The following is a 22,483-nucleotide window of genomic DNA, read 5'->3' on the forward strand; positions in this document are numbered from 1 at the left end:
AGCTGGGCTGCGCGCATTTGATCCATTCCAAGTCCTGTTTTTCTATCTATAAAGCCCTATCTCATACATCGGAATTCATACTCCACACCCTCTGGAACTTTCTGCACAAGCAGCGTAGAAGGAATGCTGCGCAAAACATTTGGAGCATACCGTCGATGAAAGAGCATCGTGGCCGCCTGACCAAGGATGGTATTCGTATTTACGAACCGGCCGATTTTGCCGGAATGCACGCGGCTGGCGCTCTGGCGGCGCGTATACTTGATGATATCGCCGACCATGTTTTTGTGGGCCAAACCACCGGCGAAATCGACCGCCTGATTACAAAAATGGTCGAGGATGCCGGAGCGGAATCGGCGACTATTGGATACAAAGGCTATCAGCACGCAAGTTGTATCAGTGTGAACCACGTAGTGTGTCACGGTATTCCCGGCGACAAAAAACTAAAAGACGGCGATATCCTAAACATCGACGTCACAGTTATAGTGGACGGCTGGTATGGCGACACATCCCGAATGTATGTGGCGGGTAAGTTGCCGCGCAAAGCGGAACGCTTGATTCAAGTGACTCATGATGCGCTATTCAAGGGGATCGAGACTGTAAAACCTGGCAAAACCTTTGGCGACATTGGCCATGCGATCCAAGCCTATGTAGAAGCACATCGAATGAGCGTCGTTCGCGATTTCTGTGGGCACGGTCTGGGTCGGGTATTTCACGCACCGCCGAATGTTTTGCACTATGGACGCCCCGGCACAGGTGCAGTTCTGGAAGAGGGTATGTTTTTTACGATCGAGCCGATGGTCAATCTGGGCCGTCCCGAAACGAAAACCCTATCCGACGACTGGACGGCTGTCACCCGAGACAAATCGCTGTCAGCTCAGTTTGAACATTCCGTTGGCGTTACGGCGGATGGGGTCGAAATATTTACCCTGTCACCCGGCGATAAGTTTCATCCGACTTATTCATCTTGATCGGCGGCCTGATCTCTCAGGAGTTTCAACAACAGCGTTTCGTTGCCCCACGGCGTGACAGCATCGTGGATCAACAAAGGTGCGCGCGCTGGTTTTGTCTTGGGCCCTGTTGTGACCTCTGCGTCATTTGCAAGCGTCTATATGGGTGAGGTCAAAGCACGTTCCATGACCCAAAGCTTAGCACGGCTGGATTAGATTCCCAAAAGCGTTGGCACGTCGGTCATATCAACAAACACCTCAGCCCCTAATTCGGCCAGTCGTTCCCCATCGCCAGAAGGGACGTAGGCCAGACATCGCATATCAGCGCGCTTTGCTGCTGTTACTCCGCTAGCGCTGTCTTCGATGACCACGGGGTTGGATGCACCAAATCGTTCCGCAGCTGTCTGAAACATTTCTGGGTCGGGTTTTGCAGTTCCCAAAACGTGAGCAGAAAACATCACCTCGCTGAACCGCTCCCACATACCGTTTTGGCCTAGCGTAATCTTCATCTTGTCTGGGCTACCATTTGACGCAACGCAAAATGGAATACCGTTTTCATCAAGCGTTTCAAGAAGGTCTGGAATGCCAGGCATCAGTGAAACGCCACCGCGAAGACCGTCGTATATTTCCGCATAAACCTGGTCGACCCAATCATCAGGCAGGTCTGCACCCAGCTCACGCGCCTTGACGTGGACCCCAGCCATCGTACCGCCAAGGAAAAGGGCCAAGCTGTCTTCGATCGTAAGATCCAGACCGTGCCGGGAAAGGTTTTTAACCAGCACTTGATTAGACAAGGGTTCGCTATCGACCAGAACGCCGTCGCAGTCGAAGATAACAAGGTCGTGCATCAAAAACTCCGTGTATTGGGCATTGACCCTTAAGCTGAGCGCCGTTCAACTTCAATCTGCCCATCCGAGGCGGACGGCACAACCTGGTTCAGTCCAAAACATCGCGCCACATCAACGCGATATGGGTATCGCCGTATTCTCGGGTGTCATACAATGTGAATCCCTGCGGCGCTGTCATAGGGGCTCCTTCTTCCCAAACCAGCAACGCGTCGTTTGCAATCCAGCCACCGGGGACAGCTGCGTTGATGGCCTTTTGGCCCAAGGCTTTTCCATAGGGTGGGTCGAGGAAAATCAAGTCATAAGCGGCACTTGCGTTTTCGCCCAGCCGAGTAGCATCTCGGCGGATCAGATCGGTGCGATCATGACTGTTGGTCAGGTCTATATTCTTACGAATAATACCCTGTGCTACCCGCCCATCTTCGACGAACGTGACATGGGCTGCCCCGCGAGACAGCGCTTCTAGGCCCAATGCCCCCGTGCCCGCAAACATATCCAAAACCCGCAACCCATCAAAATCGATTTGATGAGACAGCAAGTTAAAAAGGCTTTCGCGCACTCTGTCTGTCGTCGGACGCAAATGCGCCCCCGCGTCGCCCTTTCCGACCGAGGCCAAGGTGCGGCCCCGGAATTCTCCAGCGATGATCCTCACGCTTTAAGCAGCGGTTTCAAATCCGCGTCGGGATCAGACACAATGGCCGCATCTGCCGTTTTTCCTGCCTCGATCAAACGCTTGCCGACCATATAGGCCCGGGGATCATTCATGGCGTCAACTGCAATCAGTTGGTCGCCCTTGTAGTACCAAAAGGACACGGTTTGCCCGTCGCCCTTGCGTGTTATCACACGATCATATCCAGAATTGAGACCTGCAATTTGCAACTTAACGTCATATTGATCCGACCAAAACCAAGGCGTCGCCATGTACTCTATGGCAGCGCCAAGCATATTTTGCGCAACAACCTCAGCCTGGTCTATTGCGTTGGGTACGCTTTCCAGCCGGATCCGCTGACCCTTGTAGGGGAATGACGCACAATCGCCCGCCGCCCAGATCGAAGAGTCTGAAGTTCGCCCATAGGCGTCTGTTTTAATACCATTTTCCAGATCAAGACCTGCCATTTCAGCCAGCTGGGTCGCCGGTTGTATGCCCACGCCAACAACCACAAAGTCGATCTGAAGCTCAACCCCGTCCGTCAGCACCGCACCTATTACTTTTCCGTTTTCACCAACCAACCTGTCCAAACCGACACCTTCGCGTATATCTGCCCCATATTCGGTATGCAGTGTTCTGAAAAAATCGCTGGTCTCGGATGCAGCGACCCGCTGCAGGATTCGGTCGGCCATTTCAACGAGTGTTACTTTGACCCCGCGTTTTGCACATACGGCTGCGGCTTCAAGTCCAATATACCCTCCGCCCACAATCAGCGCACGGGCACCTTCCTCTAACCAAGGCGCCATTTCATCAACGTGAGTTAAATCGCGAACAACATGAACTCCCTTGAGATTACCACCAATCGATGCTGGCAAACGGCGCGGGTCGGATCCAGTGGTCAGTGCCAATTGGTCGTATGGGATCACCTCATTGCCCAAAGTAACAGTTTTTGCCTCTGGATCTATTTCAGCAACACGCTCACCCAATCTCAGTGTGATATCGTTCTCCGAGTAAAAACTTTCAGGCCGCAAAAACAGGCGCTCTAGTTCCATTTCACCCAATAGATACGCCTTGGACAACGGAGGGCGCTGATAAGGCAAATGCGGTTCAGCCCCGATCAGCGTGATATCGCCTTCAAACCCGTCTTTGCGCAGCCGCGCAACAAGGGACGATCCCGCCTGTCCGGCGCCAATCACGACAATATGGCTCATGTTTCTCTCACCCTGTCGAATTCACGTGGTCACTTTCACCTGCTCACCTATATTGCGGCATAGCCCGACTCTGCAAATTCAATCGACAGGAGCATTGAAATGATTTCAACCGGCAATGTGCTGCCCGAAGCGACACTTATCCAAATGGGTTCTGAAGGACCCGAGAAGGTGAGTGTTTCTGACAAAACAAAGGGCCGCAAAGTCGTGATCTTTGCCGTTCCCGGCGCTTTCACCGGCACCTGCACAACCGCTCATGTGCCGAGCTTCATCCGCACCAAAAGTCAGTTTGACGCCAAAGGCGTTGACGAGATTATTTGCCTATCAGTCAACGACCCGTTCGTGATGAATGCTTGGGGCGAATCTACTGGCGCGACCGAAGCAGGTATAACAATGGTATCTGACGCTGGTTCCGAATTCACCAAAGCAATCGGAATGAATTTCGACGCTCCCCCCGTCGGTTTGATCGCGCGATCCAAGCGCTACGCGATGCTTGTCGACGACGGGAAAGTCGTGGCTTTAAATCTGGAGGAAAGTCCGGGCACGTGCGAAACTTCTGCAGGTGAGGGGCTTCTCGAAGTTATCTAACATTAGTTGGCCCTGGCTTAGCCAGGGCCAACTGAACATCAATTAACTTGATACAATGCCCCAATCGGCGAATAGTCAATTTTGACATGAGGGGAGTTCATTAATGAATTTGAAATTTGCTTTGATTGCTCTGGTCGCTTCTGCGTTTTTGACAGCATGCGGACCCGCACCAACACCCCAACAACAAGCCGCGAGACAACATGAGATAGCGTGTCTAAGTGGTACGTTGGGAGGCGCATTAATCGGCGGCGTGATCGGAAATCAGTTTGGCGGAGGATCCGGCAAGACGATCCTTACAGCTGCTGGCGCCGCAACGGGCGGAGTTCAAGGCCAAAGATACGCGTGTTGAGGAGACAGAGTATGAAACGTGACACTCTATTGATTGCACTCGTGATTTTGGCAAGCGCGGCCAATGCCGATACCGTTGCCGAGCTGAACGAAAGTGAACTCAAGGCCATTGACGCCAACAATGACGGTTTTCTTTCCAAAGATGAATTCAACGCCTTTTCTGACTATGCCTTTCAGGAGATGGATGAGGACAAGAACGGCTCATTGGGGTTGGAAGAGGCGAAACCTTTTCTGGATATCAAGCAATTTCAAAGCGTTGACCGCAACGACGACAGCCTCATTTCCAGAGCGGAATACAAGGCTCAGATGTCCGCTGATTTTGAAGCTGCGGACAAAGACGGAAACGGTCAACTGGACTAGCGCCAGGAGCGCGAAATGAACAAGTGGATCGGATTGGGAATTTTGGGACTGGTTGCCGCCTGCGATGTTCCTCAGGCTCCGGTAACCACCGGACCAGATGGCCAGCAACGTATTCAGATCAACACCAGCGGCCTGACATGCTATGAAACGAGATGCCTGGATATTGATCCCGCGGCACGCACGGTCAGGTCAGTCGGCAACCGGACAACTGGCATTCCCAGCAATATCAACGTTAGCAGCGGCACCGTGACACCAGCGGAGTTCAAGCAATTGGGTGTGACTGCTTCGCTCGCGGGCGGCATGGGATCGCGCGAGAACAGAGACTAAACCAGGCCGTCCATTTTTCGGGCGAGTTTGGCGTCCAACGACGACAGGCCGCCCACGTCGTGGGTCGACAGAACGACTTCCACTGTGCGGTAGACGTTCGACCATTCAGGGTGGTGGTTCCATTTCTCCGCCCATATCGCGACCTGCGTCATCCATCCGAATGCATGGACAAAGTCTTCGAAGATAAAGGTCTTTGTGATGGCATCGCGATCATCCAGCATGGTCCACCCATTCCTGAACAGCGGGTCCAGCAGTGGGCCGCGGGTCTCAGTCGACAATAATTCGGTCATTGCTGTTCCTCCTGGTTCAACTTTCTGAACGGTCCATATTCCGTCAAAATCTCGATTTCCTCTCCTACCGCATGGGCTTCAGCGTCCAGGTATTTCCGGACCGCATCGGCAAAGCCGGGGTCGCCGATCCAGTGCAAACTATGCGTGCGGGTCGGCAGATAGCCGCGCGCCAGTTTATGCTCACCTTGTGCGCCCGCTTCTACCCGGGCCAAACCCTGCGAGATGGCAAAATCGATTGCCCTATAGTAGCACAGTTCGAAATGCAGACATGGGTGATGCTCTATGCAGCCCCAATAACGCCCATACAATGTCTCACGCCCAATGAAATTCAGCGCCCCCGCTATGGGGTATCCATTACGCTCGGCCAACACCAGGACCATATCATCGGGCATGTTTTCTTGCGCGATATTAAAAAATTGACGCGTCAGATACGGGGCTCCCCATTTTCGCGCCCCGGTGTCTTGGTAAAACCGCCAGAAAGCGTCCCAATGTTCGGGTCTTAGATCGGAGCCAGTGAGAGTATGAATCTGACCTCCAAAATCATTGGCTTGTTTTCTTTCCTTTCGAATGTTCTTTCTTTTGCGAGACGAAAGAGCAGCGAGAAATTCTTCGAAATCGGTAAACTCCTGATTCAACCAGTGAAACTGTTGAGAACTGCGAACCATCAGTCCCATCTGCTCACCTGCCAATGCCTCATCTTCGGTGCAAAACGTCACGTGCAGCGATGAGATCTGGTTTTCGGCCGAAAGTTGAACAGCTCCCTGAACCAGGGCCGACATTCCGATCGTCTCGTATCCGGGTCGCACCAGAAATCGACGTCCCGTCGCAGGCGTGAACGGTACAGCGACCTGGAGTTTTGGGTAGTAACGCCCCCCAGCGTTTTCATAAGCATGGGCCCAGCTGTGATCGAAGATGTATTCGCCCTGACTGTGCGATTTGGCATACATAGGCGCCGCACCAATCAACATGCCATCCAGATAAGCCGTCAGATATTGCGGTTGCCACCCGGTGCCGCGACCGACCGAGCCACTTTCTTCAAGCGCCAGAAGAAAACGATGGGTGGTGAAAGGGTCAAGCGGACGGCCACCATCCGCGGCCTCTGGGCACGCGCACGCATCCCATTCCGCCGCAGAAATCTGCGAAAGTGTTCCAAGAACCTGAACCTCGATCTGCGCCTGATCCATGTGCCCTCCGCGATGATCCTAACCTGTGACTTTTCTTGGCAGGATCAAGCCAGATAGCCTTCGAACGTCACATTATCCGCAACTTTACGCGCCTCTGCCTCTTGAGCAGGCGACCGGACAGTCCAGCACAAGATGGGAACACCGCGCTCCTTTAGTTCCGAAACTCTGGGACGATCCAGATCACTAACTTCATGACTGATAAAACTGGCGCCAACGCGATCGAAGTCCGGAATACCACGCAAGTAGTCACACGTTTCGACAGGCAGAGGCCAGTTGTTTGGATCATAAGAACTGGTAACGATACCTCTAGGTATTTGAGGCGCTAAATGGGCTAATTCTGCGACACTGTTTGGGTTGAATGACATAACCGCCACTGGACCGTCATAGTCATTTAAAACCCGAACCGCATCTTGTTCCAGGGACCCGATCCCAGTTCCCATCCCACCATCCTGATCCTTTAACTCTATCAGAAGAGGAACCTTGCCATCGACCAGATCCAGAACCTGCTCCAGAGAGGGGATACTTTCATTCTCCGAATAGAGGAGCGGAAGCGCATTGGCCTGCTCAGCGGTGATCCGCCGGATCGGTCCAGATTGCCCAGTAAGCCGCCTCATGTCGTAATCATGAAACACCATGGCGCGGCCATCGGCCGTTAATTGCAGGTCAATCTCGATCCCATATTCGGCGTCCAGCGCCGCTCGGATCGAAGACAGACTGTTCTCGGGACGTTTGGCCGATACATCATGCAACGCACGATGCGCGATCGGACGTTGCAAAAACACCTGCGGAAGTGGCGGAGTCATTGGATCTCGAAGATACCTTCTATTTCGACAGCTACGCCCAGCGGCAGCGACGCGGCGCTTACAGCCGAACGAGAATGACGACCGGCTTCTCCCAAGGCCTCCACAAGAAAATCGGACGCGCCATTTATGACCTGCGGTTGCGCCGTGAAATCAGCGGTCGAGTTCACGAACCCTGTCAGCTTCACAACCCTTACAAGCTTGTCAATGTCACCGCCGCATGCCGCTTTGACCTGAGCCAACAGATTGATCGCGCAAACTTTTGCCGCGGCAGCGCCTGCTTCGACATCCATGTTATCACCTAATTTTCCGGTGATTAAATCATTGTCCTTGGAAATCTGCCCAGATACGTAAACCAAATTGCCAACGCGCACGAAAGGCACGTAGTTAGCCGCTGGTGCAGGAGCGTCCGGAAGGGTTACGCCCAAGCTTTCCAATTTTGCTGCAATGCTCATTTGAAGTTCCTAATGTATGATCGACTCAGGCGGACGCTATCCGGGAACAGCCGCGTCGAAAAGCGCTAAAGCGGCAATTTGAACTTTGCGAACAATCTGAGCAATACTTCTCTCGTTTCTTATGTGTTCATGCTGTGTCACTTTACGATGGCAAGACAAGCGGGTTAAACGCTAGGAGTTTCAAATGCCATGTGAAACAGTTATGTGACAACGAACTGCATCGCTGTAACGCCTATGACAAGTTGATTTAAAGTCCGGCAATTCCGGCCGGGAAATATTGGAGTAACGAGGACTGTGTCCAACCGAGCCTTCTTTAAGCCCCTGATCGTTTTGTGCACACTGACTATTTTGTCAGCATGCGCCTCACAGCCTCAGGACGCAGCGGCGCGTGGCGAAGTTTTTGACCCCTACGAAGGCGCGAACCGGTCAATTCACAAATTCAACCTGGGCGTAGACCGGTTTCTTTTTCGACCAGCATCAAAAGGTTACGTGAAAATTGTTCCTGATCCAATGGTAACGAGCTTTAGTACCTTTGCGGAAAATATTTCCCTGCCCGGTCAGGCCGTCGATTATCTTTTACAAGGCAATCCAAAACAGATGGGCAATGCGCTGCTTCGATTTGTCGTGAATATGACGGTTGGTGGGTTTGGATTGTCTGCCCCCGCGGATGAGCTTAACCTGCCACCAGTGGATACCGACTTTGGTGAAACCCTGCATGTCTGGGGCTTTGGTGAAGGCGCTTATGTGGAGTTACCCTTTTATGGTCCGTCAACCACACGAGATGCCGTGGGAGTAATAATAAATCTGTTTTCCAACCCGATCAATTTCACACCCGTACGGCCTGCTGACAATTTGGGTGTCTATGCCGAGGTCGTACGCCGCATGGGAGACCGAGGTAGATTCTCGGATACGGTAGATTCGATTTTATATGAAAGTGCTGATAGTTACGCTCAGGCGCGGTTGATTTACCTGCAAAATCGACGCTTTGAACTGGCCAGAGACGATGAAGAGGCCTATTTGGGTCTGTATGATGATCCCTATGCCGTAACCGGGACAGACCCTGTCAGGGACCCCTATCTCGACCCCTACGAGGACCCCTATGCAGAATAACATTTTGAACCGTCGAAAATTTTTTGCAACCGCACTGGCCGGGGTGTTGGCGACATCTCTGCCTTTCCCTGCTTTTGCGCTGACCGAAGCAGGTGCCAAGCAACTGGTTAACAGCGTCGTTTCGGATATCACACGAGTAATCGACTCCGGCAAATCCGAAAACGCTATGATACGTGATTTTGAGAAGATCTTTGTGCAGTACGGAGATGTTCCAATCATGGCGCGTTACGCTTTGGGTGCGGACGCGCGCGCTGCTTCTGCATCACAGATGCGCCAGTTCACAAAGGCATTTCAGGGCTATATCTCACGCAAATACGGTCGTCGCTTCCGCGAATTTATTGGAGGGGAAGTGACGGTTCGCAATGCGCGAAAGATCAAGGCCGGGTACGAAGTCAGAACCTCGGTCAAGCTTCGAGGGTCATCGCCATTTGACGTTACTTTTCTGGTTTCGGACAAGTCTGGCCGAGGAAAATTTTATAACATGTTCATCGAAGGCGTGAACTTGCTGCTCACAGAACGGACCGAAATTGGCGCCATGCTGGACGCCCGGGGTGGTGACCTAAATCGTCTGATCAAGGACTTGAATCGAAGCGGTTGAGGTCCTGCGCTGGGGTGTATTGAAGCACCGCTAGGACATAACAACTCCACGAATGTATTGGAAATTCATTCGGATTCTGACCTTTAGCATTCGATGAAGAAATGCCCACAGTGACACATTGGCTTTCGGTCACGAAATAGCTCAGCCAACTGTGTTGCGGAAGATTGCTTATATTTTTGATCCAGTAATTTTTCCCCCGTAATTGCCTCTATGGAACATAGCTGCGCACCAAGGCACTGGCGATCAGGGACCACCCGTCGGCAATAACAAAAAAAGCCAACTTGAATGGCAGAGAAACGGTGGCTGGCTGCACCATCATCATACCCATCGACATCAATACTGCCGCGACAACCAGATCAATTATCAGAAAGGGCAAAAAGATCAAAAACCCAATCTGAAAAGCCCGTGAAATTTCCGACAGCATAAAGGAAGGCATCAGTACCGATAGCGGCGCTTCGGGTACTGGGCGCAGTTCAGCAACACCAGGACGGAGGGCAGCCATCGCTTGGAAGGTGTCTGCATCAAGACGGGCCGCCATGAATTCACGAAACGGGACAAGAGCTCGTTCAAGCGCGGCTTCGATCTCTATCGTTTCATCTATCAAAGGGCGGATGCCCATCATCCAGGCTTCAGAAAACACAGGCTCCATAATGAAATAGGTCAGAAACAAAGCTAAACCGACAATCAACATGTTTGGAGGTGATTGCTGCAATCCGATTCCCTGTCGCAAAATCGCCAGTACCGTAATCAAAAACGGGAAACAGGTGATCATTATGGCAAGCCCTGGCGCAAGGCTGAGCACGGTAATCAGAAGAATGAGCTGAATGGAACGGGCCGAGAGCGAGTCGCCGTCGCCCAAGGAAAGTGAAACTTCTTGCGCTGACGCCAGAGAAGGCATCAGCAGCGTAACCGCCAAAAAAAGCAGACAGCGCATCACCCGATACCGTTTCGAAGATCGGATATCTCAGTCAGGCGAACCGCAAGTTGCCCGGCCTGATCACCCTCCAACTCCTCTAATAACCCGCGCGCGACAAGTTGGTCGCCAACGTAAAGATCGACAGGGTCCTCAACGCGTTTGTCCAGAGTTAGAACCGCATTTTCACCCATGTTCAAAAGATCTCGGACAAGCGGACGTGCGTGGCCTACTGACACTGTCACCTCAATTGGGACAGCATCAAACGGGCTGGATTTTTCAGTTTTTGGGGGTTGGATGTCACTCATTTGACAAAGCCTCTTTCGCTTCAAAGATATAGGCATCGAAGGCACCGGCGATTGTGCTCAGCAGGGCATTACAGTCGACTTCGCGCCGGGCCACGCCGACCTGTAGGCGTGCTTGCCCTGAGTCCAGCGTCGGATTTTCAATTACTTGCACTGGTAGGGACAGATCTTGAGGCAACATGGATTGAATTCGCTCCGCAGTTCCTTTGGGCACAATCACTTGCATCGGCTGCCCGATTTGATCCTGCGTATTTCGGTCAGTTGTTCTGTCAAACGCGAGGCAAACCCCCGGTCGAGCAATTTTGGCAAAACGACTTGAACCAGACTTTCAAACATGGGCTCCAGGGACAAAGTCATCCGGGTCAGCGCCTCTTGATAAGTGAAAGACAGGTCAGACAGCGCAGCGGCCAGATCGGTATTCATTTGGCCAAACTGCTGCTCTTGTGCCGCGACTGCGTCTTCCCAACCTGCGCTGTACCCACGCTCAAAGGACTCCAACCGATGCTCTTCCAAAGCTTCTTCATCAAGCAAATGCGTCGTCCCGTTATCGGGATTGTCAGAGAAGTCTTCCAGGAGATGGGCAATCGGCATCACACCTTCTCCTCGCTTTCCTCAAGCCAACTACGCAGGATTTCGACCGTTTCCTCTTGCTTGTCACCGATCATGTTGCGCAGGCGATCAACCGCATCCTCGCTGGTGGATCCTGCAATCGCGGGCACGCCTGGTTGCATTTTTTCCGCAAGCGCCGTGAATTCGGCAGAATCATCTATTGCGACCTCTCCTACTAGATATGGCGCAGGTTCCTCGGGCGGCTGTGCTGTGGCAGGCAGCAATGTCGGGGGAGTGACTGCGCTGGCCATGATCGGACGCACTACAAACAGCCCGAGAACAATCGAAACGGCGGCCAGAACAACCATCTGAATCAGAGACATTGCGTCCAGATGAATATCTGGCCAGATCGAAGCGGAAACCAATGTTCCCTGCGGCTCAACAACGGGAAGGTCCAAGGATTTAAGTGTTATTACGTCCCCACGATCAGAATCATACCCAACAGCTGACGCCACCAGTTCTTCCAGCGCATCCAGCTCAGTTTGCGCCATCGGCACAAAAGTTTCGGTGCCATCCTCACCAATTGTGCGGGCACCATTTACAAGAACTGCAACTGTCAAACGCTTGATTGCACCAGGCGCACGATGCACTTCCAGCTCTGTTTCGGAAACTTCGTAATTTACACGTTCGCGGGTTTGCGTGGCCGTCGAATTCGATTCATCACTGCCCCCGCCATCGCCATCAGGCAAGTTTGACGCGACTGTCACATCCGCCGATTGATTGCGTGCACTGTCTGACCGTTCTTCGACATCAGTACTGATTGCGACGCGCCCATTGGGATCAAAGCGACGTTCGCGAATAGATTCGGTTTCCGTAACGGTGTCCACGCTCACCTCAACCACCGCGTTGCCCGCGCCAACGCGCGCCTCAACCAAGCGCAATACACGTTCCCGCAATTGACGCGCTTTGTCGTCGGCCGTGTCCGCCGCGACAGCGTTTTCCTGCGCACCCATTACGGCCCCGTTGGAGTCAATGACCGCCACGTTTTCCGGAGTCAGCCCGCTAACCGCTGACGCCACAAGAAAGCGAATCGCCTTTGCCTGATCTCCCGTAATCTGGGCGCCAGAAGGTACAACAGACACAGAAGCAGTCGGCTCGGCGCTACGCTGGAATGGGTTCGACGAGCTGTTAGCGATGTGAACCCGAGCCTGACTAATGTGAGGGCTGCCAACGACTGTCCTTGCCAATTCACCTTCTTTTGCCCGCCAATAGGCTGCATCAAACATCTGCGAAGTTGTGCCAAAGCCGCTGAGCGTATCGAGCAGCTCGTACCCCCGGTTTCCGTTGGCAGGCAGCCCCTCGCTGGCCAGGGTCATTCGAAGCTCATCCCTTTGCGACCCGGCGACATAGATCGAACCGCCCCTGATTTCATACGCGACTCCGCGTTGTTCCAAGGAGCGAACTATGTCGCCTGCAGCGCCACTCTCGAGACCTGCATATAGAAGGGTCATGGCTGGCGCCGTCGCAATTCGCGACATTGCTAGGATACCCAGAAAGACCAATGCCACGGCACCGGCCACTATGATTTGTTTGCGCCTGTCCAAACTTGCCCAGACAGTTCCGATCTGCTGCACGCTCACCTCCGACTCGCCGACATTCTGTGCGGCACGCCCTTGTTTGAACGATTGCCCTTAACAATCGGTTAGTCCCTCAGGGGTTATGACAGATACCGTATTGATGAATGAGGACGTCATGACAGACGCAACTTCGAATGAGGCAGAAGCCTTTGTAAAATCAGGACAAAAAGTTGTTCTCCTGTGGATGATTCTGGCCGTTGCCGGTGCTGCTGGCGGTTATTATGCAGCCAGCTCCGGCATGCTTCCTGTTGGTCACGAAAAAGCTTCGCACGAAGATCCAATCGATTTGGAAAGCAAGCCAGTAAAGGAATTGCCTGAGGTCGCCTTTGTCGATCTGCCGCCTGTAATTGTTTCGGTCAAAGCTGGCGATTCGCGACATCTGAAGTTCCATGCTCAGCTTGAGGTGAATGCCAGCTACATCACCGATGTAGAAATGATGCAGCCACGAATTATGGACGTAATGAACAGCTACTTGCGCGCAGTCGAGTTAACCGATCTTGAGGATTCCCTAGCACTTATGCGTATCCGCGGACACTTGCTTCGGCGAATCGGAATCGTCGCTGGGGAAGGACGTGTGCGCGACGTGCTGGTGTCGGAATTCGTATTGAACTAGGAGGCAACGTTGGAACTGATTGCGGATATATTGCTAGTCGCAGGCGCGTTGGGCGCGGGTCTGTATTGTTTTGTTCTGGCCAAGCGCCTTAAGCGGTTTACCGACCTTGAACGAGGAGTTGGAGGCGCCGTCTCCGTATTGTCAGCCCAGGCCGACGAATTGCGAACGTCGCTGGATTCGGCAAGGGCTTCTTCCGATCGATCCGGAGAGGAATTGCAAAGCCTCACCCAAAAGGCAGAATCTGTAGCGCAAAGGCTGGAGCTGATGATGGCTTCAATGCATGATGTCGTGTCAGAGGAAACTTCCACGTCGACAGAATCAAACCCTGCTGACCAAGACACGGACGTGACGCCGACGGCTGAACCTGCCGCTTCATCAAAGGAAGCCGAAGAAAGTAGCACTTCCGATGCGAAAATTGAGCGCGAGGAAGATAACGAGGTCGATCTTCCCAAAGCACCCGATGGGCTTATGTTTTTTAGACATGCCCGCCTAAATGGTGGAGCAGCGACGTGAAGCGTTCGACACCAAGAAAGTCACCTCAGCGACAGCGCGGCGGTGTCTTAACCGTTATTTCGCTGTTGATGATTGGCTCGGCCACGCTCCGGCTCGGCCTAGAAGCCGGTCCGGCTCTGGCTCGTGGCACGGAACCCGACGAGGTACATGCTGCGCCTGTCGAACCAGACTTAAGTTCGCCAGATCTACAAATGTTGCTTACCGATCTGCTGCGCCGAGAAGAGAGGCTGAAGGAGCGCGAGAATGCGGTTCTGGAAAAAGAACGAGCTTTGGAGGTTGCCGAGGAAGCGATCGAAACTCGCCTGACAGCTCTGCAGCAAGCTGAAAACTCGCTTCGCGAAACTTTGGCGATTGCAGAACAGGCAAGCGAAAACGACCTAACTCAGCTAACGGATGTTTACCAAAACATGAAGCCAAAGGACGCGGCAGCTCTGTTCGAAACGATGGACCCTGTTTTTGCCGCTGGGTTCCTGTCACGGATGCCAACCAAAGCTGCTGCTGGTGTAATGGCCGGCCTCAACCCCGAAATAGCGTATACGATTAGCGTTGTAATGGCCGGTCGCAACGCTTCGGTTCCACAGGAGTAATCGCTGTGAATCCCTTCAAAAGACCCCCAACCGCCGGAGATCATTCATGATTGGACTAGTTGGAATCGCTTGCATTTTTGTGATGGTGTTCGGCGGCTATCTGGCCGCTGGCGGCAAGATGACAATTATAATGAAATCGCTGCCGTTCGAGATGATGATGATCGGTGGTGCAGCCATAGGCGCATTTTTGATCAGCAATGATATGAGCGCGGTCAAGCACACCGCCAAAGATATCGGAAAAGTCTTCAAGGGCCCAAAATGGAAACCGGTAGACTACCGTGATCTGCTATGCCTTCTGTTTTCACTGATCCGGATTGCCCGATCAAACCCGGTCGATCTGGAAAAACACATCGAAGAGCCAGACAGTTCCCCGTTGTTCTCGGCATATCCCAAGATTCAGTCCGACAAAGAAGCTGTAGACCTGATCTGCGATACGATGCGTTCAGCCTCGATGAATTACGACGACCCGCACCAGGTTGAAGAAGTGCTGGAAAAACGGATGGAGGCGAATTTCCACCAAGCTATGCATTCCAGCCATGCGTTGCAGACAGTCGCCGACGGATTGCCCGCGTTGGGCATTGTCGCGGCGGTTCTGGGTGTGATCAAAACGATGGGATCAATTGATCAACCTCCGGAAGTTTTGGGAAGGCTGATTGGTGGCGCCCTTGTGGGTACGTTTCTGGGCGTTTTCCTAGCCTACGGTTTGGTTGGCCCGTTCGCTGGAAAGTTGAAAGCGGTGGTCGAAGAAGACAACCATTTTTATCAACTGATAAAGGAAGTTCTGGTCGCCAACCTTCATAACCACAATGCCGCCATGTGCATTGAAGTTGGCCGTCAAAATACCCCAACGCACAACCGTCCCCGGTTTTCAGATCTTGAAGATGCGTTGAAAGAAATCAGGCAGGCGGCAGCATGATCAGAACTCTTATACTGGCTTGTGCATTGGTCACAACGGTAACGGCGGCATCCGCAGAACGTTTACGCGTTCGTACAGGCGAACATAACGGATTTACCCGGCTAGTGGTGCAAATACCTCTCGGAACAGAGTGGAACCTTAGACAATTGCACAATGGCGCCAAACTAAGTGTAGCATTGGATGGGGCTGTATTTGAAACAGACACCGTCTTTGACAGGTTGTACGGACATCGGCTGACTTCGGTATCGCAAAAACGGTCCGGGTCCTCTTTGGAACTTGCTTTCGGATGTGATTGTGTCGCGACGGCATTCTTATTCCGCGGGACCATGATTGTTGTGGACATCGCTCCTGGTCAGTTCCTTTCACCCTTGGCGCTCATCCAATCAAAGTTGGCGAAGAGGAGGCCGCTCAAAGCCCAAAAGCAAGTCGAGTTACAACCAAAAAAATTCGAAATACCGCTATTGAACCTGAGTCGACAGGACTTGGAAGCGCAAATGATGTCGCGCACTTTGCAAGGCGCAGACCGCGAAGTCGTGGATCTGGACCTTTCCGATGTGGGCCCCAGACGATCGACCGCGATTGACCCTGAAGTTATTGCAAGCGATCTAACCGCAAATTTGCAAGTTACTTCCATCCTTGATGAACTTCGAGGGTTGGGAGGCTTTTTAGAGCCGCCTTTCAATTCAATTCCAGCCTGCATCACTGATGCAGAACTGGATTTCGACGCATGGCATGGTACTCAACAATTTGAGCACCAAGTCGCGTATCTTCGATCTGAATTGTTTGAAGAATTCGACCACATAAACACTGAGCGAGCACTGGAGCTCGCCAAGCTCTATGCGTACCATGGATTTGGCGCTGAAGCCGTTCAGGTTTTGAACCTGCTCCCGGAACAATCGGAAATCACGAGTCGGATTCGAGCGATCGCCCACGCCATGGATGAGCGACCCGCCCTTGAGTCTCACCCGTTTTCGCACCAGCAAAGATGCGATGGAATCACCGCGCTGTGGTCCGTATTGATCGAAAAGAAATTAGATCCCGAAGCCGAGCTTTACGCGATCGAGAAATCCTTCTCGCTCCTTCCGGATCATCTGAGGCGTCAGTTCGGCCCCACGTTGATGGGTACATTGGCCAAGGCAGGGAAACTAGAGGAATCAAGACGCGTAATGCGCTCTGTCGAACGACTAGACCTTGAGGATCGCAATGAACTGAACTTGGCGCGGGCAAGTATCGCCGATGCCGGTGGCGAAGACGCACTGGCGGAAACACTGCTATCTGAGGTCGCTGCAACCGCGATGGCAGCTGAAGAATCGGCACTGGCACTGGCTAGGCTTATCGAAAAACGGTGGTCTGATCGAAAACCCGTTTCGCAGCAAAACATTGATCTTGCCGCAGCTTACGCAGTCGAACTTCGCAGGTCAGAATTCGGACCAATGATGAAACGTGCTCATGCACTTGCCTTGGGTCTGAATCATGACTTCGATAGAGCGTTGTCGTTGATACAATCATCGACCACAGATGACGGCTGGGACAGAACGCAAAGTCAGGTGTTGCAATTGCTAGCGGAGCGCGCTGATGACATTACCTATTTGCATCATGCGCTAAATCTACCGAAGGCAGTCGTGGGCCAATTAAGCACCGAAACGGCCATTGCTCTGTCCAAGCGCCTCGCCAAGTTGGGGTTCGCGCAACAGGCATTTAACCTGGCAAACCGATCCGAAGATAAACTTCGTCGCGTTGATCGGACGCGGTTGAGAGCGCAAGCAGCTCTCCAGAACGGTCGTCCACATCAGGCTCTTCTAGAGTTGGCCGAGGACGATTCTGACGAAGCAAATCGGATAAAGGCCGATGCATACATTAAGATTGAAGAGTTTTCGCAGGCAGCGACTATATTGAGCGAACTGGGCGAAACGGGCGAGGCTGCGAGATACTTGTGGCTGGCGGGGTTGGTAGACGAAGCCAGCATGGAAGCTTCGGGTAGATTTGGCGACCTAGCCCGTCTGGGCAAAGCGTTGGGTCGGAAAATTGAGCGCATCCCGGCCAAACCGTTAGCCGATGCAACCGCTCTTTTAGAGCAAAGCGAACAAACGCGCGGATTGATCACAAACATGTTGAGTGCAGCAGGAGTGACATCGAGCCAATGAATTTACCGTGTTTAGCGTTGTTTCGTGCGGAATTGACCAGCGGTGGTGGTTCCGCATTCCAAGACAGATGTCCGACTCGGGGTTTAGTTCTTAAGGACCGTCATACAGGTACTGTTGTAAGTCCGCATAGCGCGCGGTTGGCCGGTTAAGACCCAATATCGCGTTGCAAATGCCTGTAGCGCGCGCTTTTCCTATTGATGGCGCGGCAAATTCCATGAACTTGTCAACGATGTCCTGCTGGCTCATCCTTGCTTCCGGACCACCACGAGCGTGGATATCGCCGGATTTTAGAACCTGGCCGTTTGTTGTCTCTATTACTACATCAGCCCAACGCCCTTGTGGGAAACGCTGATTGTGTCTTTCGCGTTCCGTAACGGAGATACGGTTCATAACGTCTGCAACAACCGGATCTTTAAGGCCCGCGCCCGAGATATGCTCTACGCCGATCAGACCGTGAACAGCCTGGGTCGCCACAGAAAAAGCCAGCGAATATTGCGCTTGCGACGTAGTGTTTGGGATTCCTGAGAATAAGCAGACCGCCTCGTGGAAACTGTTGATATGGATGGCCGCGATCTGATCGTGACTTAATTCGTGCTGTAACATCAGTATTCTAACGCCGTCGATCGCAGCGTGTGCCCACCGGCAAATTGGGTAGGGTTTTACATACTGGTGTTCAATCTGCCAGAACGAACCCAGGTCCGCCCAAAACGGGGCGGCTTGATCGTCTTCAACCGTCAACGCGGGTGCACCAGTAAAGCCCTGCTCCGCCAAAATTGCCGCCGATAGGCCTACCATCGCTCCCCAACCGGAACCGTCATGCAACATCGTTGGATTGGCAATCTCGCGCATCATCTGGCTTCGCGGACCATGATATTCTGCAATTCCCAAGGCCTGCCGAAGTTGATCCGGAGAATGATGGCGCAAACGTGCCGCCATCGCCGCGACGCCTAGGGCGTTCCATGCACCGGACGTATGGTAGTCCTCGACAGAAGCATGCAATGCCAACCCTGCACGACCCGCAACTTCGTAACCCACGATAACGGAGGCCAGCGCATCTGAACCACTGAGTTCCGGGCAGTGTTCTGCCAACGCGGCCAACGCGGGAATCACAACGACCCCTATATGCCCCTTGGTTGGGTTGTACCCATCATGTGCGTCCAGGTTATCGGTTTGAGTCGCGACCGCATAAGCCGCCCCGGCAAGGCTGACCCTACGCCCGTCAAAAAGCATTCTTGCTGAGTGAGCCGGCGATGAGCTGGCGTAGAGCATTGTGGCCGTATCCCGGGCAATAATTCCTGCCTGCATCGGACCGGCGCCAATCAATACCCCCATTGTATCAAGCATCATCAGCGCTGCGGATTCTTTTGCACTAACCGGCATTTCATCCGATGTTCTGGACAGTACAAACTTAGCAACTCGGTCGAATGTTCCGGTCATTTAACAACCGCTGGTTCGGCGGTCTGGACATCGCGTAGCCGATGACCTTCGGGATCAAAAGGTGGCTCAGAAAGGATTACCGCACTATGCGACTTGCCAAGGATAAAAACTTCGACACGGTCCCCTGGCATCGCAACATTTGGGTCAACATACCCGATGGCAAGCGATGCCCCGACAGAATATCCATACGCCCCAGAAGTTACTCGACCGACGGCCGTGCCGTCAGATGTGAAAATCGGTTCGCCACCAGTTGCATCCGCGATGTCCGCTTGAACAGAAAGGATCGACAGAACTTCGCGAGGCGGTGAGTCTTTGATTGCCAGATAAGCTTCTTTGTTCAAGAATTCTTTGTCCAGTTTGATCAGGCGGTCCAAACCTACTTCTTGGGGCCAATATTCTTGTGAGTATTCTCGACCCCACGAACCGTAACCCTTTTCGATGCGCAGCGACCCAAGCGCGCGTCCACCGACCGGACCGCCGCCAAATTCGCGGGCTGAGTCCAATAACGCTGTGTAGAGCCTGACTTGGTCTGTCTCGGCGCAGTGAAGTTCCCACCCCAGATCGCCTGTGAAGCTGACGCGAATGGCCAGGCAAGGCACACCGGCGACTTCAATCTTCGCCGAACGCATGAAACGGAAGGCATCGTTGGATAAGTCCGAATTGCTAAGGCGTTGAAGCACTGCACGGGATTTAGGCCCAGCAACATTGAAACCAGCGACGCGATCGGTTGCGACCTCAAATGTTGTGTTCGCAGGCAAGTCGACCATGTCGAAAAACCTCTGATGATAACGTTCGGCCATACCTGACCCGATCATCATGTATTCGTCATCGGCCACCTTGGTGATGGTGAAATCACCCGCAACACCACCGCGTACGGATATAAGCGGCGTCAGGCAAGACCGCCCAATCTGCGTGGGAACACGGTTCGCGACCAACCTGTCCAGCCATTCATAGGCGCCCTTTCCTTTGATCACATAGTTGGCGAAGTTTGAAATATCGATGACCCCGGCATTCTCCCTCAGCATCCGCACTTCGCGACCCACGGGCTCCCACCAGTTTTGGCGAGTAAAACCGTTAGTTTCGATTGTTTCAGGCTCGTCTGCAAACCATAGCGGATGTTCCCAGCCACAGTTCAAACCGAACACACAACCCATTTGCTTCTGCATCTCGTAAGCAGGTCGAACCCGAGCAGGCCGACCCGCACTCCGTTCCTCATTTGGGAAGTGGATTGCAAAGCGGTGTGTATAAACATCCTCTACCTTAGCTTTTGTGAACTTTTCATCGGCCCAGTCGCCAAAACGCGCAAGGTCCCAGGCGAACATGTCATATTGCGGTTCGCCTTCGATCATCCATTGAGCCGACAAAAGGCCCAGACCGCCTGACTGTGAAAAACCGGGAATGATTCCGGTACAGCAAAAATAGTTCTTTAGCTCAGGCACGGGGCCCCAAATCGCGTTGGAATCGGGCGACCATATCATCGGTCCATTTATCACCCGCTTAACCCCCGCTGTCGCCGCAACAGGCACGCGTTCAGTCGCGCGGATCACGTTTTCCATAATCCGATCCAGGTCGTCAGGGAACAAGTCATGGGCAAAGTCCAACGGAGTGCCGTTTTCGGCCCAGAACCGCATGTCTTTTTCGTAAGCTCCTATCAGCAGCCCATTACCTTCCTGACGAAAGTAATACTCTCCATCTCGATCAGCGATGGACGGCAAACGGCGGCCCAGGCTAGCAACTTCGTCGATTGTTTCAGTCACAAAATACTGATGCTCGGTCGGCTGCAAAGGAAGTTTAATACCGGCCAGAGCCGCAACTTCGCGCCCCCACAAACCGCCAGCATTCACAACCCATTGGGTGTGAACATCACCTTTCCCTGTGCGGACAATCCATGACCCGTCAGGTTGTAGATCAGTCCCTATTACTGGGCAAAACCGCTCAATGGATGCGCCCAGCTGCCTAGCCCCTGCGGCATATGCCATCGTAACACCCGAGGGGTCGACGTTGCCGCCGTCAGGTTCATACATGATACAACGAATGTCATCGAATTGGGCCAGAGGATGCAATTCCAGCGCCTGTTCGCGACTTATTTCATAAAAATTTAGACCATAAAACCTAGCTTTTGCTTCTTGCAGCCGCAATTGGTATTCGCGGTCTTTGGTCTGCGCAAGATAGAGTGACCCAGGTTGAAAGACCCCGCAGCCTTGCCCTGTCTCTTTCTCCAGCTCTTTGTATAAGTTCATTGTATAGTGCTGGATGCGCGTGATGTTGTTGTTGTCATGCAGTCCATGGATGTTAGCTGCAGCGTGCCAAGTTGAGCCGCTGGTCAACTCGTCCCTTTCCAGCAACACGACATCGTTCCAACCAAGCTTGGCGAGGTGGTACAGAATCGAGCACCCGACCAGGCCTCCTCCGATGACGACGGCCTGCGCGTGGGTTTTCATCGTCTTTCTCCAATGTGCAAATCATGTTGCATCAAAGTCAGCCATAGCTCGCCAGCAGCTGATACTCTGTTCCCGACGCAGAATGTCGGGAACGGGTCACAATGCATATGCATTGCCTTTATTGAGCTCGGTATGAGCGAAACACTGCCATTAAACCCTTTCAACACCCCATTGTTATCGACCGAAAGTTGAAAAGTGGCATTGCGGTTCCTTGATGAAAGTAAAGATAGCGCGATAAGCGCTGAGACCGGTCATATGACGGTGGGACAGGCTGGATTTTCGATGGGACGCAGACCAACCCTGCCAGCAGAATTCTTGAAAAAGTTCCTAAAATGTTCTATATTTGTTCCCTAATGGAACGGAGGTTCTTGAGCAATGACCAATGCCGCCCATCAAAACTGGTTCGACGCACCCAGCAACGATTATCATCTGCTGCCTGTAACAGACCGGCAAATGAGATACGCCCGCGCAATTGCCGAGAAATCCGCAATGGAAATTCCGGTAGAAGCGCAACGGGATCGTAAATCGCTTTCGGCTTGGATATCGGCACACAAACCACATGACCCTTCGCCTTTCGCCAATTATCCGACTGGAAAACAGGTTTCATTTGCCGAAAGGATATCGCGTATCAAGCGCCGACCAATTCCAAGCGAATGCTTTCGCAACAAACAAATGATGTCTCAGTGGATTGACCGGAACAAATAGGCTCAAATAAACGG

General features: G+C 52.9%; 27 protein-coding genes. 13 read left to right on the top strand and 14 right to left on the bottom strand.

Annotated features, from left to right (window positions below):
- Window positions 1-155: 155 nt before the first annotated feature.
- Window positions 156-968, top strand: a complete 813-nt coding sequence (map, locus tag GOV45_RS15760) for a type I methionyl aminopeptidase (RefSeq protein ID WP_170479524.1) — start codon at window positions 156-158, stop codon at window positions 966-968.
- A gap of 191 nt (window positions 969-1,159) precedes the next feature.
- Here the strand turns inward: map and GOV45_RS15765 are convergent, their stop codons facing one another.
- The 3 genes from GOV45_RS15765 to GOV45_RS15775 all read right to left on the bottom strand — a co-directional run bounded on the left by GOV45_RS15765 (window position 1,160) and on the right by GOV45_RS15775 (window position 3,652).
- The gene (locus GOV45_RS15765; protein WP_170479525.1) at window positions 1,160-1,795 is read right to left on the bottom strand and encodes an HAD family hydrolase; all 636 of its coding nucleotides are present in this window, start codon (window positions 1,793-1,795) and stop codon (window positions 1,160-1,162) included.
- Between the two features lie 88 nt (window positions 1,796-1,883).
- The gene (rsmD, locus tag GOV45_RS15770; RefSeq protein ID WP_170479527.1) at window positions 1,884-2,444 is read right to left on the bottom strand and encodes a 16S rRNA (guanine(966)-N(2))-methyltransferase RsmD; all 561 of its coding nucleotides are present in this window, start codon (window positions 2,442-2,444) and stop codon (window positions 1,884-1,886) included.
- The gene (locus GOV45_RS15775) at window positions 2,441-3,652 is read right to left on the bottom strand and encodes an NAD(P)/FAD-dependent oxidoreductase (RefSeq protein ID WP_170479528.1); all 1,212 of its coding nucleotides are present in this window, start codon (window positions 3,650-3,652) and stop codon (window positions 2,441-2,443) included. The genes rsmD and GOV45_RS15775 overlap by 4 nt, the downstream gene beginning before the upstream one ends.
- 99 nt (window positions 3,653-3,751) lie before the next feature.
- Between GOV45_RS15775 and GOV45_RS15780 the strand changes: the two genes are divergently transcribed.
- From GOV45_RS15780 to GOV45_RS15795, 4 genes are all read left to right on the top strand, one after another.
- A complete protein-coding gene (locus GOV45_RS15780) occupies window positions 3,752-4,237 on the top strand; it encodes a peroxiredoxin (protein ID WP_170479530.1) in 486 nt (161 codons plus the stop codon).
- 103 nt (window positions 4,238-4,340) lie between these two features.
- Complete coding sequence (locus GOV45_RS15785; protein ID WP_170479532.1) at window positions 4,341-4,586, top strand: glycine zipper 2TM domain-containing protein; 246 nt, start codon at window positions 4,341-4,343, stop codon at window positions 4,584-4,586.
- Window positions 4,587-4,597: 11 nt separating this feature from the next.
- Window positions 4,598-4,945, top strand: coding sequence for an EF-hand domain-containing protein (locus tag GOV45_RS15790; protein WP_170479534.1), 348 nt, complete (start codon window positions 4,598-4,600; stop codon window positions 4,943-4,945).
- A 15-nt stretch (window positions 4,946-4,960) separates the two neighbouring features.
- On the top strand, window positions 4,961-5,272 hold the full coding sequence (locus tag GOV45_RS15795; RefSeq protein WP_170479536.1) for a hypothetical protein: 312 nt from the start codon (window positions 4,961-4,963) through the stop codon (window positions 5,270-5,272).
- On the opposite strand, the gene GOV45_RS15800 is transcribed toward GOV45_RS15795, so the two are convergent.
- The 4 genes from GOV45_RS15800 to GOV45_RS15815 are packed head-to-tail and all read right to left on the bottom strand — an operon-like array spanning window position 5,269 to window position 8,001.
- A complete protein-coding gene (locus GOV45_RS15800; protein ID WP_170479538.1) occupies window positions 5,269-5,562 on the bottom strand; it encodes a 4a-hydroxytetrahydrobiopterin dehydratase in 294 nt (97 codons plus the stop codon). The genes GOV45_RS15795 and GOV45_RS15800 overlap by 4 nt on opposite strands.
- Window positions 5,559-6,746 carry a GNAT family N-acetyltransferase gene (locus GOV45_RS15805; RefSeq protein ID WP_170479540.1) on the bottom strand — a complete coding sequence of 396 codons (1,188 nt, stop codon included), beginning with the start codon at window positions 6,744-6,746 and terminating at the stop codon, window positions 5,559-5,561. Before GOV45_RS15805 ends, GOV45_RS15800 begins: the two co-directional genes overlap by 4 nt.
- A gap of 44 nt (window positions 6,747-6,790) precedes the next feature.
- Window positions 6,791-7,549 (bottom strand): glycerophosphodiester phosphodiesterase family protein, encoded by a 759-nt coding sequence (locus GOV45_RS15810; protein ID WP_170479541.1) that lies wholly within the window; start codon window positions 7,547-7,549, stop codon window positions 6,791-6,793.
- A complete protein-coding gene (locus GOV45_RS15815; RefSeq protein ID WP_170479543.1) occupies window positions 7,546-8,001 on the bottom strand; it encodes a RidA family protein in 456 nt (151 codons plus the stop codon). The genes GOV45_RS15810 and GOV45_RS15815 overlap by 4 nt, the downstream gene beginning before the upstream one ends.
- Window positions 8,002-8,295: 294 nt before the next feature.
- Between GOV45_RS15815 and GOV45_RS15820 the strand changes: the two genes are divergently transcribed.
- Together GOV45_RS15820 and GOV45_RS15825 are read left to right on the top strand one after the other, a co-directional pair.
- A complete protein-coding gene (locus GOV45_RS15820) occupies window positions 8,296-9,111 on the top strand; it encodes an MlaA family lipoprotein (protein ID WP_170479545.1) in 816 nt (271 codons plus the stop codon).
- Window positions 9,101-9,709 (top strand): MlaC/ttg2D family ABC transporter substrate-binding protein, encoded by a 609-nt coding sequence (locus GOV45_RS15825; RefSeq protein ID WP_170479547.1) that lies wholly within the window; start codon window positions 9,101-9,103, stop codon window positions 9,707-9,709. Before GOV45_RS15820 ends, GOV45_RS15825 begins: the two co-directional genes overlap by 11 nt.
- A 208-nt stretch (window positions 9,710-9,917) precedes the next feature.
- On the opposite strand, the gene fliP is transcribed toward GOV45_RS15825, so the two are convergent.
- From fliP to fliF, 5 genes are read right to left on the bottom strand one after another with little or no spacing between them, the layout of a single operon-like run.
- Window positions 9,918-10,643: a flagellar type III secretion system pore protein FliP gene (fliP, locus tag GOV45_RS15830; RefSeq protein WP_170479549.1), complete on the bottom strand. Its 726-nt coding sequence runs from the start codon at window positions 10,641-10,643 to the stop codon at window positions 9,918-9,920.
- Window positions 10,643-10,930 (bottom strand): FliM/FliN family flagellar motor switch protein, encoded by a 288-nt coding sequence (locus GOV45_RS15835; protein WP_170479551.1) that lies wholly within the window; start codon window positions 10,928-10,930, stop codon window positions 10,643-10,645. The genes fliP and GOV45_RS15835 overlap by 1 nt, the downstream gene beginning before the upstream one ends.
- Entirely contained in the window at window positions 10,923-11,153 is a 231-nt protein-coding gene (locus GOV45_RS23355; RefSeq protein ID WP_254448019.1) for a hypothetical protein, read from the bottom strand. Before GOV45_RS23355 ends, GOV45_RS15835 begins: the two co-directional genes overlap by 8 nt.
- A complete protein-coding gene (locus GOV45_RS23360; RefSeq protein WP_254448020.1) occupies window positions 11,144-11,518 on the bottom strand; it encodes a hypothetical protein in 375 nt (124 codons plus the stop codon). The genes GOV45_RS23355 and GOV45_RS23360 overlap by 10 nt, the downstream gene beginning before the upstream one ends.
- The gene (fliF, locus tag GOV45_RS15845; RefSeq protein WP_170479553.1) at window positions 11,518-13,110 is read right to left on the bottom strand and encodes a flagellar basal-body MS-ring/collar protein FliF; all 1,593 of its coding nucleotides are present in this window, start codon (window positions 13,108-13,110) and stop codon (window positions 11,518-11,520) included. Before fliF ends, GOV45_RS23360 begins: the two co-directional genes overlap by 1 nt.
- An 85-nt stretch (window positions 13,111-13,195) precedes the next feature.
- Here fliF and GOV45_RS15850 point away from each other — a divergent pair, with 85 nt between their 5' ends.
- The 5 genes from GOV45_RS15850 to GOV45_RS15870 are packed head-to-tail and all read left to right on the top strand — an operon-like array spanning window position 13,196 to window position 17,886.
- A complete protein-coding gene (locus GOV45_RS15850) occupies window positions 13,196-13,726 on the top strand; it encodes a flagellar basal body-associated FliL family protein (RefSeq protein WP_254448021.1) in 531 nt (176 codons plus the stop codon).
- 9 nt (window positions 13,727-13,735) lie between these two features.
- Window positions 13,736-14,239, top strand: a complete 504-nt coding sequence (locus tag GOV45_RS15855; RefSeq protein ID WP_170479555.1) for a hypothetical protein — start codon at window positions 13,736-13,738, stop codon at window positions 14,237-14,239.
- Window positions 14,236-14,826 (top strand): hypothetical protein, encoded by a 591-nt coding sequence (locus GOV45_RS15860; protein WP_170479557.1) that lies wholly within the window; start codon window positions 14,236-14,238, stop codon window positions 14,824-14,826. Before GOV45_RS15855 ends, GOV45_RS15860 begins: the two co-directional genes overlap by 4 nt.
- A gap of 46 nt (window positions 14,827-14,872) precedes the next feature.
- The gene (gene motA, locus GOV45_RS15865) at window positions 14,873-15,742 is read left to right on the top strand and encodes a flagellar motor stator protein MotA (protein ID WP_170479559.1); all 870 of its coding nucleotides are present in this window, start codon (window positions 14,873-14,875) and stop codon (window positions 15,740-15,742) included.
- Window positions 15,739-17,886: a hypothetical protein gene (locus tag GOV45_RS15870; RefSeq protein WP_170479561.1), complete on the top strand. Its 2,148-nt coding sequence runs from the start codon at window positions 15,739-15,741 to the stop codon at window positions 17,884-17,886. The genes motA and GOV45_RS15870 overlap by 4 nt, the downstream gene beginning before the upstream one ends.
- Window positions 17,887-17,976: 90 nt before the next feature.
- On the opposite strand, the gene GOV45_RS15875 is transcribed toward GOV45_RS15870, so the two are convergent.
- Window positions 17,977-19,323, bottom strand: coding sequence for an MmgE/PrpD family protein (locus GOV45_RS15875; protein ID WP_170479563.1), 1,347 nt, complete (start codon window positions 19,321-19,323; stop codon window positions 17,977-17,979).
- The gene (locus GOV45_RS15880) at window positions 19,320-21,764 is read right to left on the bottom strand and encodes a GcvT family protein (RefSeq protein ID WP_170479565.1); all 2,445 of its coding nucleotides are present in this window, start codon (window positions 21,762-21,764) and stop codon (window positions 19,320-19,322) included. Before GOV45_RS15880 ends, GOV45_RS15875 begins: the two co-directional genes overlap by 4 nt.
- A gap of 375 nt (window positions 21,765-22,139) precedes the next feature.
- Here GOV45_RS15880 and GOV45_RS15885 point away from each other — a divergent pair, with 375 nt between their 5' ends.
- Window positions 22,140-22,469, top strand: coding sequence for a hypothetical protein (locus GOV45_RS15885; protein WP_170479567.1), 330 nt, complete (start codon window positions 22,140-22,142; stop codon window positions 22,467-22,469).
- The last annotated feature ends 14 nt before the right edge of the window (window positions 22,470-22,483 follow it).

The organism is Ruegeria arenilitoris (genome assembly GCF_013035425.1).
Taxonomy (GTDB): domain Bacteria; phylum Pseudomonadota; class Alphaproteobacteria; order Rhodobacterales; family Rhodobacteraceae; genus Ruegeria; species Ruegeria arenilitoris_A.